The following is a 15,164-nucleotide window of genomic DNA, read 5'->3' on the forward strand; positions in this document are numbered from 1 at the left end:
GCGGGGCATCGGTATCGGGCGGGCGCGCGCGAAAACGGAATGTTCGTTCGCGCACATTGCTTACAATACGGAACCCGCTTCCCGAGCCTTCGAACGAACATGACACGAGACCCCCGCCTGTCGCTGAACGCCCGCCAGCAGGAACTGCTCGAATGGGTGCAGCGCGACGGCTTCGTCACCGTCGACGATCTCGCGACGCACTTCGACGTGACGCCTCAAACGATCCGCCGCGACGTGAACTGGCTCGCCGACCTGAACCTGCTGCGCCGCTATCACGGCGGCGCGAGCCTGCCGACCAGCTCGGAAAACGTCTCGTACAGCGCCCGCCAGCGCATGTTCCACGACGAGAAACGCCGCATCGCCGCGCTGGCGGCCTCGCACATCCCCGACCAGGCGTCGCTGTTCATCAATCTCGGCACCACCACCGAGGAGGTCGCGCGCGCGCTGAACCGCCACCGCGGCCTGCGGGTGGTCACCAACAACCTGAACGTGGCGAGCATGATGAGCGGCTATCCCGAGTGCGAGGTGCTGATCACCGGCGGCATCGTGCGGCCCTGGGACAAGGGCATCGTCGGCGAGCTCGCGATCGACTTCATCCGCCAGTTCAAGGTGGACTACGCGATCATCGGCACCTCGGCGATCGAGACCGACGGCACGATGCGCGACTTCGATACGCGCGAGGTGCGCGTCGCCGAGGCGATCATGCAGCACGCGCGCACCGTCTATCTCGTCACCGACCACTCGAAGTTCGGGCGCCCCGCGCTGGTGCGTCAGGGCCACCTGTCGCAGGTACACGCGCTGTTCACCGACAAGGCGCTGCCCGCCGAGATGGGCGATACGATCGCCGCGGCCGGCACGCAGGTCTACATCGCCGACTGAACCCGTCCCTGGCGCGCGGCGGCGCGCACGGCGATCCCCCCGCCGGCAGCGCGCGCGCCGTGCTGCGTCGCAGCGTGAACTTGAAGTGAAATCAAGAAGTTGGCGCGCTGCCTCGATCGCTTTAATTGTGACGAATTGTCAATCGGAAAATTTTTAGGGCCACATTTGGTATTCGGCCCGAGCTTGACTACACTCCGAATCCCCGCCGCCCGTGTGCCACGCGTGCCGGCGTGAAGCTTAATTCCCCCACGCCAGCCTTGCTGGGTAACGCGCCCCGGAATCGTCCGGCCGTGAGAAGTATGGTTTGTCTGGAGAGAACGATGCTAAGTCCGCATGAATTCGCCACCCTGCTGCTCGTCAAGGATGCGCCCGACCAGGCCGAAATGGACCGCGACGAGCTGGATGCGCTGCTCGAGCAGCAACTGGTCCGGCTGGAAGCGCTGGGTTCGGGCCGCAAATACTGCGTCACCGAGAGCGGCGACGCCGCGCTGCGCTCGATCAAGGTCCGCTACTCCTGAACCGCGGGCCGCCGTATCCGGACGGCGGCCCGCGCGTATTGCGGCACCGCCGCCCTCACCCTTCTGCCATGGCCAATGCGCCAGCCGCGCCACCGCGCTCGCCGGCATGCGCCGTTCGTGCCGCGCTTGGTGGCGCCCTCGTCGGCGTGGCACGGCGCACGGGCCGCCCAGGCGCGTCGCGCCCGATCGGCGCCCCCCGCCAGCCGGCGCGCTGCGCGGCTCAGCCGCCGCGCAGCGTCGGATCGACCCGTGAGCGCCAGCTGATCGCCTGCGCGCGCTGCTCGTTCAGATAATTCACCCACTGCTCCCGCGCGGCGGCGCCGGGCCGGGCGCCGAGCGCCGCATGGTGCGCCGCGAGCGCGTTCGCGAACCCGCAATACTGCGCCTGCATGAGCCCGCGGTGGCGCTGGGCCACCCAGGCGTCCTGCAACGCGGCCTGGACGGCCGGAGCGTCGCCGCCATAGTCGTGCGGCTCGCCGCAGGCGCGCTGCAGCGCATCGAGCGACGGGCCGGGGCCGAAGCTCGGCATTCCCGCGCATCCCGCCAGCAGCGCGAACGCTCCCGCCAGCATGATCTGACGCATGTTCCCTCCTCGGTGTCGACAATTCCGCCAGTATCGTTCGGGATCGCGGCGCGCGCCATGCCGCGCCGCAACCGCCCTCCGGTTCCCGCCCTGCTTAAAAGAACTTTACTTTTTCGCTTTTGTTCATTAAATTTCGAATTCGAAAATTTTAGTTCGAACAATGGAGAGAGGCCCGCAGGTGATTGAACAGACTCGCTACGACCTACTCGTGATCGGCGGAGGTATCAACGGCGCCGGCATCGCACGCGATGCCGCCGGGCGCGGGCTGTCCGTGCTGCTTTGCGAACAGGACGATCTGGCGTCGCACACCTCGTCGTCGAGCACCAAGCTGATCCACGGCGGTCTGCGCTACCTCGAATACAAGGAGTTCGGGCTGGTGCGCAAGGCGCTGCAGGAGCGCGAGACGCTGCTGCGCGCGGCGCCGCACATCATCTGGCCGCTGCGCTTCGTCATGCCGCACATGCCGAACCTGCGCCCGGCCTGGCTGATCCGGCTCGGCCTGTTCCTTTACGATCACCTGGCCAAGCGCGAGCTGCTGCCCGGCTCGCGCGGCATCACGATGCAACGCCACGCGGCCGGCGCGCCGCTGGTCGATTCGATCCGGCGCGGCTTCGTCTACTCGGACGGCTGGGTGGAAGACGCACGGCTGGTGGTGCTCAACGCGCTCGACGCGCGCGAACGTGGCGCCGAGATCCTCACGCGCACGCGGCTCACCGCCGCCTCGCGCGACGGCGACACCTGGCGCGCGCAGCTGCAGCGGCCCGACGGCTCCAGCTTCGAGGTAAAGGCGCGCGCCATCGCGAACGCGGCCGGCCCATGGGTCGGCTCGCTGCTGCACGGCGCGCTCGGCCGCGAGGCGCGCCACAGCGTGCGGCTCGTCAAGGGCAGCCACATCGTCACGCCGAAGCTGTTCGACCACGACCACGCCTACATCTTCCAGAACCCGGACAAGCGGATCATCTTCGCGATTCCCTACGAGCACGATTACACGCTGATCGGCACGACCGACGTGGAGTACCACGACGATCCGTCGAAGGTCGCGATCGACGGCGCCGAGACGCAGTATCTCTGCGACTCGATCAACCGCTACTTCAAGCAGAAGATCTCGCCCGCCGACGTGCGCTGGACCTACTCGGGCGTGCGCCCGCTGCTCGAAGACGAAAACGCCGACAATCCGTCCGCCGTCACGCGCGACTACCGCCTCGAGATGGACGACGGCCCGGGCGCGCCGCTGCTGTCGGTGTTCGGCGGCAAGATCACCACCTTCCGCAAGCTCGCCGAGGAAGCCACCGGCATGCTGTGCGACGCGCTCGGCGCGCCCGCGCCGGCCTGGACGGCAGGCCGGCCGCTGCCCGGCGGCGACATCGCCGGCGCGCGCTTCGCGCCGTTCGCAGCGGATTTCGCGAAACGCCATGCCTGGCTGCCGGCCGCGCTCGCGCAGCGCTACGCGCGCGCCTACGGCACCCGCGCCGAGCGCGTGATCGCCGGCGCCACCTCGCTCGCCGGCCTCGGCGCGGCCGTCGCGCCGGGCCTCTACGAGGCCGAGCTGCGCTATCTGCGCGACACCGAATGGGCCACCTGCGCCGACGACGTGCTCTGGCGGCGCAGCAAGCTCGGGCTGCACGTCGCGCCCGGCACGCTGGAGACAGTCACGGCGGCGCTCGACGCCTGGTTCGCGGGCGCGCGGCAGGCCGTCCCCGCCGCCCACTGAAGGCAGTAAACGCGCGGGGCGCCGAGGGGCGCGCCGCGCGGCAGCGACAGCAGCACGCGCCGCCACCAGGGCGATGCGGATCACAATTACGCACCAAATGGAGATGAGACAGATGCAGGATCAATACATCCTCGCACTCGACCAGGGCACGACGAGCTCACGCGCGATGCTGTTCGATCGCCAGGGCAACATCGTATCGATCGCCCAGAAGGAGTTCGAACAAATCTATCCGCGCCCGGGCTGGGTCGAGCACGACCCGCACGAGATCTGGTCGACGCAGGCCGGCGTCGCCGCCGAGGCGGTCACGCGAGTCGGCCTCAACGGCACCGCGATCGCCGCGATCGGGATCACCAACCAGCGCGAGACGACCATCGTCTGGGACCGCGAGACGGGCCAGCCGATCTACAACGCGATCGTATGGCAGGACCGCCGCACCGCCGACTTCTGCGACGCGCTGAAGGCCGACGGCCTGGAAGCTATGGTGCGCGCGAAGACCGGCCTGCCGATCGACTCCTACTTCTCGGGCACCAAGATCCGCTGGATCCTCGACAACGTCGAGGGCGCGCGCGAGAAGGCGCGCCAGGGCCGGCTCGCGTTCGGCACCGTCGACAGCTGGCTGGTGTGGAACTTCACCAAGCACGAGCTGCACGTGACCGACGTGACCAACGCGTCGCGCACCATGCTGTTCAACATCCACACGCGCCAATGGGACGACGAGCTGCTGGCCGCGCTCGACATCCCGCGCAGCATGCTGCCCGAGGTGCGCGCCTCGTCCGAGGTCTACGGCCACACCAAGACCACCGTGTTCGCCTCGAAACTGCCGCTGGCCGGCATCGCGGGCGACCAGCAGGCGGCCCTGTTCGGCCAGATGTGCACCACCAAGGGCATGGTGAAGAACACCTACGGCACCGGCTGCTTCCTCGTGATGAACACCGGCGACACGCCGATCGAGTCGAGCAACAACCTCGTCACGACCATCGCCTGGCAGGTGGGCGACCAGGTGAACTACGCGCTCGAAGGCAGCATCTTCATCGCCGGCGCGGTGGTGCAGTGGCTGCGCGACGGGCTCGGCATCATCAAGTCGGCCGCCGAAATCGAGAAGCTCGCGGCGAGCGTGCCGCACACCGACGGCGTCTATCTGGTGCCGGCCTTCGCCGGGCTCGGCGCGCCGCACTGGAACGCCCGCGCGCGCGGCTCGCTGTTCGGCGTCACGCGCGGCACCACCGATGCGCACCTGGCGCGCGCCGCGCTCGACGCGATCGCCTACCAGTCGCTCGACGTGCTCGCGGCGATGGAAGCCGATTCGGGCATCAGCATCGGCGAGCTGCGCGTGGACGGCGGCGCGAGCGCGAACAACCTGCTGATGCAGTTCCAGGCCGATCTGCTCGGCGTGGACGTGGTGCGCCCGCGCATCACCGAAACCACCGCGCTCGGCGCCGCGTATCTCGCCGGGCTCGCCACCGGCTACTGGCAGAACATCGACGAGGTGCGCAGCCAGTGGAAGCTCGACCGGCGCTTCTCGCCGTCGCTGCCGTCCGACGAGGTGAGCGCGGCGCTGGCCGGCTGGCAGCGCGCGGTGCGCGCCGCCAAGGCGTGGGCCGACGACGCGCAGTAAACTGCGGGTCCGCCGCACGACCGCGGCGGCCGGCAGCGGGCAACACCACCACGATTCATAACGAGCAGGCGGACCGTGCAGCGCGCGAGTCCGCCGCATTGGTAGAGAGACACCCAAATGTCACCTTATATTGCGGAGTTCATCGGCACGGCAATCCTCGTGCTGCTCGGCAACGGCGCGGTCGCGAACGTGCTCCTGGCGAAAACGAAAGGTCGCGGCGCCGACCTGATCGTCATCGTGATGGGCTGGGCGATGGCCGTGTTCGTGGCCGTCTACGTGACCGCGAAGTTCAGCGGCGCACACCTGAATCCGATCGTCACGATCAGTCTCGCGCTGGCCGGCAAGTTCGCGTGGTCGAAGGTCGGCGGCTACATCGCCGCGCAGATGCTGGGGGGGATGGCAGGCGCGCTGCTGGTATGGCTCGCCTATCGCCAGCATTTCGCCAAGGAGGCCGACCCCGACCTGAAGCTGGCCGTGTTCTGCACCGCGCCCGCAATCCGCAGCGTCGTGCACAACGTGCTGACCGAGGCGATCTGCACCTTCGTGCTGATCCTCGGCGTGCTGTATCTGGCGGCCCCGCAGGTCGGGCTGGGCGCGCTCGACGCGCTGCCGGTCGGGCTGCTGGTGCTCGGCATCGGCATCTCGCTCGGCGGCCCGACCGGCTATGCGATGAGCCCGGCGCGCGATCTGTCGCCGCGCATCATGCATGCGCTGCTGCCGATCCCCGGCAAGCGCGACAGCGACTGGCGCTACGCCTGGATTCCGGTGCTCGGCCCGCTCGCGGGCGGCGCGGCGGCGGCCTGCCTCTACCTGGCCCTGCACCGGACGCACTGAGCGCAGCTTGCCGCAACAGCACGGGGCACGCGGGTCGTCCGGCTCGCGTGCGCCGTCTTTCATGGTCCCTCCCAACGTGCCACGCATCGGTGCCTGCGCGGCGCGCGCGGGCTGCCCGGGCCGCGCCGCGAAAGCACGTATGATGGCGATTCGCCCAACTCAGCGATTGTCCGCGCCCTGCCGCTTGCCATGCTCGACCATCTGATCTGCGACTGCGACGGCGTGCTCGTCGACAGTGAAGTGATCGCCGACCGCGTGCTGCTCGACGTGCTCGGCGCCACGTTTCCCTCGCTCGATTTCAGCGCCGACGCGGCCGCCGCGTTCGGCCAGAAGACCTCGCTGTTTCTCGCCTCGGTCGAGGCGCGCCACGGCATCCGCATGCCGGAAGGCTTCGTCGCCACCATCGATCGCGCCACCGAGGCCGAACTCGCGCGCACGCTCGCGCCGATCGCGGGGGTGCGCGACGCGCTGCTGCGCATCCCGCTGCCGGCCGCCGTGGTATCCAACGCACGCGGCGAACGCGTGCGCAACTCGCTCGCGCGCGCCGCGCTCACCGACGTGTTCGGCGAACGCGTGTTCAGCGCCGACCAGGTGGCGCGGCCGAAGCCCTACCCCGACGTCTATCTGCTCGCCGCGCGCACGCTCGGCGTCGAACCGGCGCGCTGCGTGGTGGTGGAGGACAGCCTGTCGGGGCTGACCGCCGCGCGCGCGGCCGGCATGAAGACGATCGCGTTCGTCGGCGCGAGCCACATTCCGGATGGTTACGAGAGCGTGCTGCGCGCGACCGGCATCACGCGGATCGTGCGCAGCATGCGCGAATTGCCGGCGCTCGTGGAGGCCGGCATGCGCGGCGAATTCGGCGACGTGCAATCGTAGCGGCAGCCCGCCCGGCGGCGCGAACCGCCGCCCGCCCTATTGCGGCAGATCCCAGCGCGGCGGCACTTCCGCGTTGATCGTGACGCGGAACGCGCGCGCCTCGGAGTCGCCCGGATTACGCAGGGTGTAGGGCTGGTCGGCGTCGAACACGATCGCGTCGCCGGTGGCGAGCAACTGGCGGCGATCGTTGACGGCCAGCTCCAGCGTGCCCTCGCTGACCACCAGGTTGATGGTGGTGCCGGGCGCGCGGCGCGCCCCCGTCTCGGTGTGCAGCGGCGCGACCCGCAGCTCGTGGAATTCGGCGGCGGCCGGCTCCCCCTCCGGGTACAGCGCGCGCGACGAGAAGCGGCCGCTGGAGCCGACCACGCGCACCGCGCGCTCGGCCGGCAGATGCTCGAAGCCGAGCACCGCGTGGCGCCGCAGGAACGCGGCCACCGACACCTTCAGCGCCGCGGCGACCTTGCAGAGCACCTTGATCGACGGCACGCTGCGCGCCGACTCGATCTGCGCGAGCATCGCGCGCGACACGCCCGACAGGCGCGCCAGCGCGTCGAGCGAGAGCTGGCGTTCGGCGCGCAGCCGCGCCAGATTCAGGCCGACCAGCCGCTCCAGCGCATCGAACGATTCCGCCGGCGCGGCGGCGGCCGGGTCGGCCGGCGAGGGGTCGCGCACCAGCGCGAGGGGCGAATGCATGGGTAGCCTCCAGCGCGCCTGGCGCGCAGCGAACTCGATTGGCGGCAAGCCTAGCACCACGGTTTTCGGCGGCAAACGAAGTTATCTTCACACTGTTATCAGTATCGCGAAGGAGTCGTTCACCCGCCGCGCCGGGCGCGATCGGCACCGCCATCGCGCCCGGCGCCGTCTCCCGCACCGGCGATCCGGCCTTCGAAAAGCTATAATGCACGGTTTTCCAGACGGCTCCGGCCGGCCCGCGCGGCCACCATGCGGCCCTTTTTCGCGGCGCCTTCCGCTCCACCCCGGCGAAGCGGTCCCGCCGGCGCGGGGCCGGCAGCGCAACCGGGCGCGGGCCGCCCGGACCGTCCCGATTCCCCCGCAACGACGCCCCCAGGTCAACCACTGCGAACGGCGAACCCCAGATGACGAAAAAAGTTTACGTAAAGACCTTCGGCTGCCAGATGAACGAGTACGACTCGGACAAGATGGTGGACGTGCTCAACGCCGCCGAAGGGCTCGAAAAGACCGACAGGCCCGAAGACGCGGACGTGATCCTGTTCAACACCTGCTCGGTGCGCGAGAAGGCCCAGGAAAAGGTGTTCTCGGATCTCGGCCGGGTGCGCGAGCTGAAGGAAGCCAAGCCCGGGCTGATCATCGGCGTGGGCGGCTGCGTGGCGAGCCAGGAAGGCGCGGCGATCGTCGCGCGCGCGCCCTACGTGGACCTCGTGTTCGGCCCGCAGACGCTGCACCGGCTGCCGAAGATGATCGACGCGCGCCGCGCGAGCGGCCGCTCGCAGGTCGACATCACGTTTCCCGAGATCGAGAAGTTCGACCATCTGCCGCCCGCGCGCGTGGAGGGCCCGAGCGCGTTCGTCTCGATCATGGAAGGCTGCAGCAAGTATTGCAGCTACTGCGTGGTGCCCTACACGCGCGGCGACGAGGTCTCGCGCCCGCTCGACGACGTGCTGACCGAGATCGCCGGGCTCGCCGACCAGGGCGTGCGCGAAGTCACGCTGCTGGGCCAGAACGTCAACGCCTACCGCGGCGCGCTGACGGCCGGCTCGACCGAGATCGCCGATTTCGCCACGCTGATCGAGTACGTGGCCGACCTGCCCGGCATCGAGCGGATCCGCTACACCACCTCGCATCCGAAGGAATTCACGCAGCGCCTGCTCGAGGTCTACGCGCGCGTGCCGAAGCTCGTCAACCATCTGCACCTGCCGGTCCAGCACGGCTCGGACCGCGTGCTGATGGCGATGAAGCGCGGCTACACGGTGCTCGAATACAAGTCGCTGATCCGCAAGCTGCGCGCGATCCGCCCCGGCCTGTCGCTGTCCACCGACATCATCGTCGGCTTCCCCGGCGAGACCGAGGCCGACTTCGACAAGACCATGGCGCTCGTCCACGAGATGCGCTACGACACCAGCTTCTCGTTCATCTACAGCCCGCGCCCCGGCACGCCGGCCGCCAACCTGCACGACGACACGCCGCGCGAGGTCAAGCTCAAACGCCTGCAACATCTGCAGGCCACCATCGAGGAGAACGTCGCGCATATCAGCGCGTCGATGGTCGGCGGGGTCGAGCGGATTCTCGTGGAAGGCCCGTCGCGCAAGGACCCGAACGAGCTGGCGGGACGCACCGAGAACAATCGCGTGGTCAACTTCCCGGCACCGCTGGCCTCGCACGCGCGGCTGATCGGCCAGATGATCGACGTGCGGATCAACCATGCCTATCCGCATTCGCTGCGCGGCGAACTCGTGCTGGCCCACGACGACGCCAGCACGGCCAGCCACTGAGCGCCCAACCGAAGGAAGCCGACGCAACCTTGAAAGCCACCCAAGCCCTGGAATTCACCGCGCCGCGTGACGACAACGCGCGCCTCGCGAACCTCTGCGGTCCGCTCGACGAGAACCTTCGGCAGATCGAGCAGGCGCTCGACGTCACGCTGCAGCGTCGCGGCCACCGGATCGCGATCCGCGGCCGCGGCGCGAAGCTTGCGCTGGCCGCCCTGGAAAACTTCTACAACCGCGCGCGCGATCCGCTCTCGCTCGACGACATCCAGCTCGCGCTGGTCGAGGCGCGTCACCCGGGCAGCGGGCGCGACGGCGGCGGCCTGGGCGACGACGCGCCGGACGTGCGCTTTCGCGGCAGCCCCGACCACCCGTTCGACGAGCCCGCCGCGGCTCCGGCCGCCCCGCCCGACGAAGAGCCGGCGCCGAAGCTCTACACGCGCCGCGCCGACCTGCGCGGCCGCACCCCGGCGCAGCGCGAGTACCTGAAGCAGATCCTCTCGCACGACGTGACGTTCGGCATCGGGCCGGCCGGCACCGGCAAGACCTACCTCGCCGTGGCCTGCGCGGTGGACGCGCTCGAACGCGACCAGGTCAAGCGCATCGTGCTGACGCGGCCGGCCGTCGAGGCCGGCGAGCGGCTCGGCTTCCTGCCAGGCGACCTTTCGCAGAAGGTCGATCCGTACCTGCGCCCGCTCTACGACGCGCTCTACGACCTGCTCGGCTTCGACAAGACCGCCAAGATGTTCGAGCGCCAGATGATCGAGATCGCGCCGCTCGCCTACATGCGCGGGCGCACGCTGAACCATGCGTTCATCATCCTCGACGAGGCGCAGAACACCACGCCCGAGCAGATGAAGATGTTCCTGACGCGGATCGGCTTCGGCTCGAAGGCGGTGGTCACCGGCGACACCACCCAGATCGACCTGCCGCGCGGCCACAAGAGCGGCCTCGTCGAGGCCCAGCAGGTGCTCGGCCAGGTGCGCGGCATCGCGCTCACGCGCTTCACGAGCGCCGACGTGGTGCGCCATCCGCTGGTGGCGCGGATCGTCGAGGCCTACGACGAGTTCCACGCGCAGCGCCAGGACGACTGAGCGGCGCGCCCGCTTCGCCGTCGCGGCGCGACCGTCCGTCACGGCAGGCGGGCGGCCGCCGGCAGCCGCGCCGGCGCGAAGCCGCGCCGGCGCGGCGCGGCGGCCCGGGCGCCGCGTTTCGGCGGGTTGCCCAAGCCTGCCGCGGCACGCCTGCCGGCCTGCCGGGAGGGCGAAACAGCAGGCCGTTTGGTGTATGCTCGGACGATTGCGTTTGCTCCTCCAGCGATGAAATCCTCCCGCTCCCAGAAAGCCTCCAAGCCCGCCCTCACCGGCGCCCCCCGCGTCTCGCTGTTCGACGAACGCGGCAAGGTCAAGTCGATCGACGCGCAGGGCCTGCGCATCGATTTTCCCGACGGCCGCGCGCTGATGTTCGACCTGTCCGGCGGTGCCGGCGACGCCTCGGTCGCGATCGTCGCGCAGCATGCCGATCCCGAGCAGCGCGCGACGCTGACGTTGCGCCCCGAACACTACGACAGCCTCACGCTGTCGGTGGGCGCCGAAGCGGCCGCGGCCGACGCGATCCTGCCCGATCTCGACGGCAACGCAGCGGCCCCCTGCGACGACGACGACGCCCCGCCGCCGGCCGGCGCCCCCGAGCTCGAACTGGTCGTGCAATACGGCGACGAGATCACCACCGCGCAGCGCAAGACGCTGCCCAAGCGCAAGCTGATCGCCGAATGGCTGTCGACCTCGCTGTCGGCCGATGCGCAGCTCACGGTGCGCTTCGTCGGCGAGCAGGAAGGCCGCGAACTGAACCGCGGCTACCGCAAGAAGGACTACCCCACCAACGTGCTGACCTTCGCCTACGACGCGGCGCCCGACGGCACCACGATCGGCGATCTGGTGATCTGCTGCCCGGTGGTGGAAAAGGAGGCAGCCGAGCAGGACAAGCCGCTCCTGGCCCATTACGCGCATCTGCTCGTCCATGGCGCGCTGCACGCGCAGGGGTATGATCACGAACGTAGCGAGGAGGACGCGGCCGAAATGGAAGCGCTCGAAACCGACATCCTCGCCAAGCTCGGCTTCCCGAACCCGTATCAATAAGGGGCAGCACGGCCGGCCGGGCATCGTCGATTCCCTGAACCGGCCGCGAGCCCCCATCGTGAGTACGCCCTTTCCCGCCACCAACGCGTATCCGCCGTCGATCGGCTCCGGCCGGCTGCTCTCCGAAGCCGAACTCGCCGCCTCGCTCCAGGCGACGCTGGCGCACTGGGACCGCCAGGCCGATCTCTGGCTGTTCGGCTATGGCTCGCTGATCTGGAATCCCGGCCTGCCGACCGTCGAACAGGTCCACGGGCGCGTCCACGGCTATCACCGCGGCCTCTATCTGTGGTCGCGCGTCAACCGCGGCACGCCCGAGCGGCCGGGCCTCGTGCTCGCGCTCGACCGCGGCGGCTCATGCAGCGGCGTGGCGTTCCGGATCGCCGGGCCCAGCGCGCTGCCGCATCTCGAAACGCTCTGGCAGCGCGAAATGCCGATGGGTTCGTACCGGCCCGCCTGGCTGCCCTGCACGCTCAGGACCGGCCAGCGGGTACGCGCGCTCGCGTTCGTGATGCGTCGCGACGTGCCGACCTACACCGGCAAGCTGTCCGACGAGGTGGTGCGCGCCGTGTTCGGCAGCGCGCAGGGCCGCTACGGCACCACGCTCGACTACGTGACGCGCACCGTGGCCGCGCTGCGCGAAAGCGGCATTCCCGACCGTGCGCTGGAGGCGCTGCTCGCGCGCTGCGGCTGAGACGAGCGCCGGCGGCCCGCGCGGCGCCAGCAGGCCCCGTTTTCGGGCGGACGGCCGGCCGTCACGCCCGAAGGTGCGGCCGCCCGCCTCGGCCGGGGCATCCGGCCGGCCGCGCGCGCCCCGCTTTTTGGCCCGTTGGGCGCGGCGCCGTTTCCGGGTTAGGATGGACGCGAGCCGCCGGGCCGGCCTCCGCGTTCGCCATCCGGCCGACACGGCAGCACCACGGCCTTGGTGTATCCTTGCCAACTCCGTGATCACGCGTCCGCGGTCCGCCCCGGGCGCACCACCATGAACGATTCGTATCCCAGTCGAAAGTCCGCCGACAAACCTTCCGAAAAGCGTTCGCTTCTCGAACGCCTGACCGATTTCATCTCGCCCGAGCCTGAATCGCGCGGCGAGCTGCTCGAAATCCTGCAGGACGCGCACGAGCGCAACCTGATCGACGCCGATTCCCTGTCGATGATCGAGGGCGTGTTCCAGGTCTCCGACCTCTGCGCGCGCGACATCATGGTGCCGCGTGCGCAGATGGACGCGCTCAACATCGCCGACAAGCCCGAGGATTTCATTCCGTTCGTGCTCGACAAGGCACACTCGCGCTACCCCGTCTACGAAGAGAACCGCGACAACGTGATCGGCGTGCTGCTCGCGAAGGACCTGCTGCGCTTCTACGCGGAAGAGGAATTCGACGTGCGCGGGATGCTGCGCCCGGCCGTGTTCATCCCCGAGTCGAAGCGCCTGAACGTGCTGCTGCACGACTTCCGCGTGAACCGCAACCACCTGGCGATCGTGGTCGACGAATACGGCGGCGTGGCCGGCCTCATCACGATCGAGGACGTGCTGGAACAGATCGTCGGCGACATCGAAGACGAATACGACTTCGACGAGGAAGCCGGCAACATCATCTCGGCGCCCGACGGGCGCTTCCGGGTGCGCGCGCTGACCGAGATCTCGCAGTTCAACGAGACGTTCGGCACCGACTTCCCCGACGACGAGGTCGACACCATCGGCGGGCTGATCACCCATCATTTCGGCCGCGTGCCGCATCGCGGCGAAAAACTGCGGCTGGGCCGGCTGATCTTCGAGATCCAGCGCGGCGACGCACGCCAGATCCACGTGCTGCTGGTGCGCCGCGACCCGCTCGCCGCCGGCCGCCGCGGCGAATCGGCCGGCGCGGACTGATCGTCCGGCCGCCTCCTCAGTCAACGCCTCACCCTCGACCCGCATGGCCGAATCGTTCCCGACCCGCGCGCGACGCGGCGCCACTTTCGCGGCCGGCAGCCGCGCGCTGCCGCGCTGGCACTATCCGGCCGCGCTGCTCGCGGGCGCGGCCAACACGCTGAGCTTCGCGCCCACGCCGCACGGCGGCTGGCTGCAGCTGCTCGTGTTCATCTGGTTCTACGCGCAGCTCGCGCGCAGCGCGACGCGCGGGCAAGCCACGCTGACCGGCGCCGCGTTCGGCTTCGGCAACTTCCTGTCCGGCATCTGGTGGCTGTTCATCAGCATGCACGTGTACGGCGAGATGGCCACGCCGATCGCGGCCGGCGCGCTCGTGCTGTGCTGCCTCTACCTCGCGCTCTATCCGGCGCTGTCGTCGCTGGCCTGGGCGCTGGCCGCGGGCAAGCGCGCGGGGCAGGCGTTCGCGCCGTCGTGGCACGGCGCGTTCGCGTTCGCGAGCGCCTGGGCGCTGGGCGAATGGGCGCGCGGCACCGTGCTGACCGGCTTTCCGTGGCTGGCGAGCGGCTATCCGCAGGTGGACGGCCCGTTCGCCGGCTATGCGCCGGTGGCGGGCGTCTACGGCATCGGCTGGGTGCTCGCGCTGTTCGCGGCGCTGGTGGTCAACGCCATCGTGCGCGCGCGCCGCGCGCGCGGCGGCGCGTTCGCCCCGGCCGCGCTGGCCGCCGCGCTCGTGGTGCTCGGCCTGCTGCTGCCGCTGGTGCCGTGGACCCAGCCCGAGAACAAGCCGCTCAACGTGCGCCTGCTGCAAGGCAACGTGAAGCAGGACATCAAGTTCGAGCAGGCCGGCATCGACGCGGCGATCCGCATGTACACGAAGATGATCACCGAGAAGCCGGCCGATCTCGTCGTCACGCCCGAGACGGCGATCGCGGTGATGATCCAGGACGTGCCGGCGCCGTTCGCGAAGGCGGTGCGCAGCTTCGTCGACCGGACCGGCACCTCGGTGCTGTTCGGCGCCGTCGGCGACACGATCCTGCCCGACGGCAGCATCGTCGACTACACCAACAGCCTGTACGGCGTGTCGCCGGGCTCGATGAAGATCTACCACTACGACAAGCACCATCTGGTGCCGTTCGGCGAGTTCATCCCGTGGGGCTTTCACTGGTTCGTGAAGCTGATGAAGATGCCGCTCGGCGACTTCGCGCGCGGCGCGCCGGTGCAGCCGCCGTTCCTGGTCCACGACCAGCCGGTGATGGCCGACATCTGCTACGAGGACATCTTCGGCGAGGAGATCGCGGCGACCGTGCGCGACAACTCGCCGTCGCCGGGCGTGCTCGTCAACGTCACGAACCTGGCCTGGTTCGGCGACACCATCGCGCTCGACCAGCACCTGCAGATCGCGCGGATGCGTGCGCTGGAAACGGGCCGGCCGATGCTGCGCGCCACCAACACCGGCATGACCGCGGCGATCGATGCGCACGGCCGCGTGATCGGACGCCTCAAGCCGTTCACGGTCGGCTCGCTCGACGTGACGATCGAGGGCACCCAGGGCATCACGCCGTTCGTCGCCCACGGCAACGCGATCGTGCTGGCCGTGGCCGCGCTGCTGCTCGCGTTCGCGCTGGCGGCCGGGCCGCGGCTGCGCCGGCGCGGCTGAGGCCCGGCCGGCGCCGGGCCG

Annotated in this window: 14 protein-coding genes; 12 read left to right on the forward strand and 2 right to left on the reverse strand. The window is 69.8% G+C overall.

The genetic code is table 11. The features are described 5' to 3' along the window. The first annotated feature begins 99 nt into the window (after positions 1-99). Together KS03_RS14975 and KS03_RS14980 are read left to right on the forward strand one after the other, a co-directional pair. Positions 100-879, forward strand: a complete 780-nt coding sequence (locus tag KS03_RS14975; protein ID WP_015876956.1) for a DeoR/GlpR family DNA-binding transcription regulator — start codon at positions 100-102, stop codon at positions 877-879. 320 nt (positions 880-1,199) lie between these two features. Beyond that, the gene (locus KS03_RS14980; RefSeq protein WP_015876957.1) at positions 1,200-1,397 is read left to right on the forward strand and encodes a phage tail assembly chaperone; all 198 of its coding nucleotides are present in this window, start codon (positions 1,200-1,202) and stop codon (positions 1,395-1,397) included. Positions 1,398-1,617: 220 nt separating this feature from the next. Here KS03_RS14980 and KS03_RS14985 read toward each other — a convergent pair whose 3' ends face one another. After that, the gene (locus tag KS03_RS14985) at positions 1,618-1,980 is read right to left on the reverse strand and encodes a hypothetical protein (RefSeq protein WP_015876958.1); all 363 of its coding nucleotides are present in this window, start codon (positions 1,978-1,980) and stop codon (positions 1,618-1,620) included. A 178-nt stretch (positions 1,981-2,158) separates the two neighbouring features. On the opposite strand from KS03_RS14985, the gene glpD reads away from it, so the two are divergent. The 4 genes from glpD (at position 2,159) to KS03_RS15005 (ending at position 7,016) form a co-directional block, all read left to right on the forward strand. After that, complete coding sequence (glpD, locus tag KS03_RS14990) at positions 2,159-3,691, forward strand: glycerol-3-phosphate dehydrogenase (protein ID WP_015876959.1); 1,533 nt, start codon at positions 2,159-2,161, stop codon at positions 3,689-3,691. A 112-nt stretch (positions 3,692-3,803) separates the two neighbouring features. Then, positions 3,804-5,306 (forward strand): glycerol kinase GlpK, encoded by a 1,503-nt coding sequence (glpK, locus tag KS03_RS14995; protein WP_015876960.1) that lies wholly within the window; start codon positions 3,804-3,806, stop codon positions 5,304-5,306. A 117-nt stretch (positions 5,307-5,423) separates the two neighbouring features. Further along, positions 5,424-6,140: an MIP/aquaporin family protein gene (locus KS03_RS15000; RefSeq protein ID WP_015876961.1), complete on the forward strand. Its 717-nt coding sequence runs from the start codon at positions 5,424-5,426 to the stop codon at positions 6,138-6,140. Positions 6,141-6,329: 189 nt separating this feature from the next. Continuing rightward, positions 6,330-7,016, forward strand: coding sequence for an HAD family hydrolase (locus tag KS03_RS15005; RefSeq protein ID WP_015876962.1), 687 nt, complete (start codon positions 6,330-6,332; stop codon positions 7,014-7,016). Between the two features lie 36 nt (positions 7,017-7,052). Here KS03_RS15005 and KS03_RS15010 read toward each other — a convergent pair whose 3' ends face one another. Beyond that, on the reverse strand, positions 7,053-7,709 hold the full coding sequence (locus KS03_RS15010) for a helix-turn-helix domain-containing protein (RefSeq protein ID WP_015876963.1): 657 nt from the start codon (positions 7,707-7,709) through the stop codon (positions 7,053-7,055). Between the two features lie 404 nt (positions 7,710-8,113). Here KS03_RS15010 and miaB point away from each other — a divergent pair, with 404 nt between their 5' ends. The 6 genes from miaB to lnt all read left to right on the forward strand — a co-directional run bounded on the left by miaB (position 8,114) and on the right by lnt (position 15,143). Beyond that, the gene (gene miaB, locus KS03_RS15015; RefSeq protein WP_015876964.1) at positions 8,114-9,487 is read left to right on the forward strand and encodes a tRNA (N6-isopentenyl adenosine(37)-C2)-methylthiotransferase MiaB; all 1,374 of its coding nucleotides are present in this window, start codon (positions 8,114-8,116) and stop codon (positions 9,485-9,487) included. Positions 9,488-9,516: 29 nt separating this feature from the next. Then, positions 9,517-10,575 (forward strand): PhoH family protein, encoded by a 1,059-nt coding sequence (locus KS03_RS15020; protein WP_015876965.1) that lies wholly within the window; start codon positions 9,517-9,519, stop codon positions 10,573-10,575. A 225-nt stretch (positions 10,576-10,800) separates the two neighbouring features. Next, complete coding sequence (gene ybeY, locus KS03_RS15025; RefSeq protein WP_015876966.1) at positions 10,801-11,619, forward strand: rRNA maturation RNase YbeY; 819 nt, start codon at positions 10,801-10,803, stop codon at positions 11,617-11,619. Between the two features lie 58 nt (positions 11,620-11,677). After that, the gene (locus tag KS03_RS15030; RefSeq protein WP_015876967.1) at positions 11,678-12,310 is read left to right on the forward strand and encodes a gamma-glutamylcyclotransferase; all 633 of its coding nucleotides are present in this window, start codon (positions 11,678-11,680) and stop codon (positions 12,308-12,310) included. Positions 12,311-12,598: 288 nt separating this feature from the next. Next, positions 12,599-13,489 (forward strand): HlyC/CorC family transporter, encoded by an 891-nt coding sequence (locus KS03_RS15035; RefSeq protein ID WP_015876968.1) that lies wholly within the window; start codon positions 12,599-12,601, stop codon positions 13,487-13,489. Positions 13,490-13,532: 43 nt separating this feature from the next. Beyond that, positions 13,533-15,143 (forward strand): apolipoprotein N-acyltransferase, encoded by a 1,611-nt coding sequence (lnt, locus tag KS03_RS15040; RefSeq protein WP_015876969.1) that lies wholly within the window; start codon positions 13,533-13,535, stop codon positions 15,141-15,143. The last annotated feature ends 21 nt before the right edge of the window (positions 15,144-15,164 follow it).

Source organism: Burkholderia glumae LMG 2196 = ATCC 33617, assembly GCF_000960995.1.
GTDB classification, from domain to species: Bacteria; Pseudomonadota; Gammaproteobacteria; order Burkholderiales; family Burkholderiaceae; genus Burkholderia; species Burkholderia glumae.

Excerpts from the sequence above, each read along its gene's own strand:
- KS03_RS15005 (WP_015876962.1), top strand. The coding sequence starts at position 6,330 with ATGCTCGACCATCTGATCTGCGACTGCGACGGCGTGCTCGTCGACAGT.
- KS03_RS14980 (WP_015876957.1), top strand. The coding sequence starts at position 1,200 with ATGCTAAGTCCGCATGAATTCGCCACCCTGCTGCTCGTCAAGGATGCG.
- KS03_RS14975 (WP_015876956.1), top strand. The coding sequence starts at position 100 with ATGACACGAGACCCCCGCCTGTCGCTGAACGCCCGCCAGCAGGAACTG.
- KS03_RS15000 (WP_015876961.1), top strand. The coding sequence starts at position 5,424 with ATGTCACCTTATATTGCGGAGTTCATCGGCACGGCAATCCTCGTGCTG.
- KS03_RS14985 (WP_015876958.1), bottom strand. The coding sequence starts at position 1,980 with ATGCGTCAGATCATGCTGGCGGGAGCGTTCGCGCTGCTGGCGGGATGC.
- KS03_RS15035 (WP_015876968.1), top strand. The coding sequence starts at position 12,599 with ATGAACGATTCGTATCCCAGTCGAAAGTCCGCCGACAAACCTTCCGAA.
- KS03_RS15010 (WP_015876963.1), bottom strand. The coding sequence starts at position 7,709 with ATGCATTCGCCCCTCGCGCTGGTGCGCGACCCCTCGCCGGCCGACCCG.
- lnt (WP_015876969.1), top strand. The coding sequence starts at position 13,533 with ATGGCCGAATCGTTCCCGACCCGCGCGCGACGCGGCGCCACTTTCGCG.
- glpK (WP_015876960.1), top strand. The coding sequence starts at position 3,804 with ATGCAGGATCAATACATCCTCGCACTCGACCAGGGCACGACGAGCTCA.
- miaB (WP_015876964.1), top strand. The coding sequence starts at position 8,114 with ATGACGAAAAAAGTTTACGTAAAGACCTTCGGCTGCCAGATGAACGAG.
- ybeY (WP_015876966.1), top strand. The coding sequence starts at position 10,801 with ATGAAATCCTCCCGCTCCCAGAAAGCCTCCAAGCCCGCCCTCACCGGC.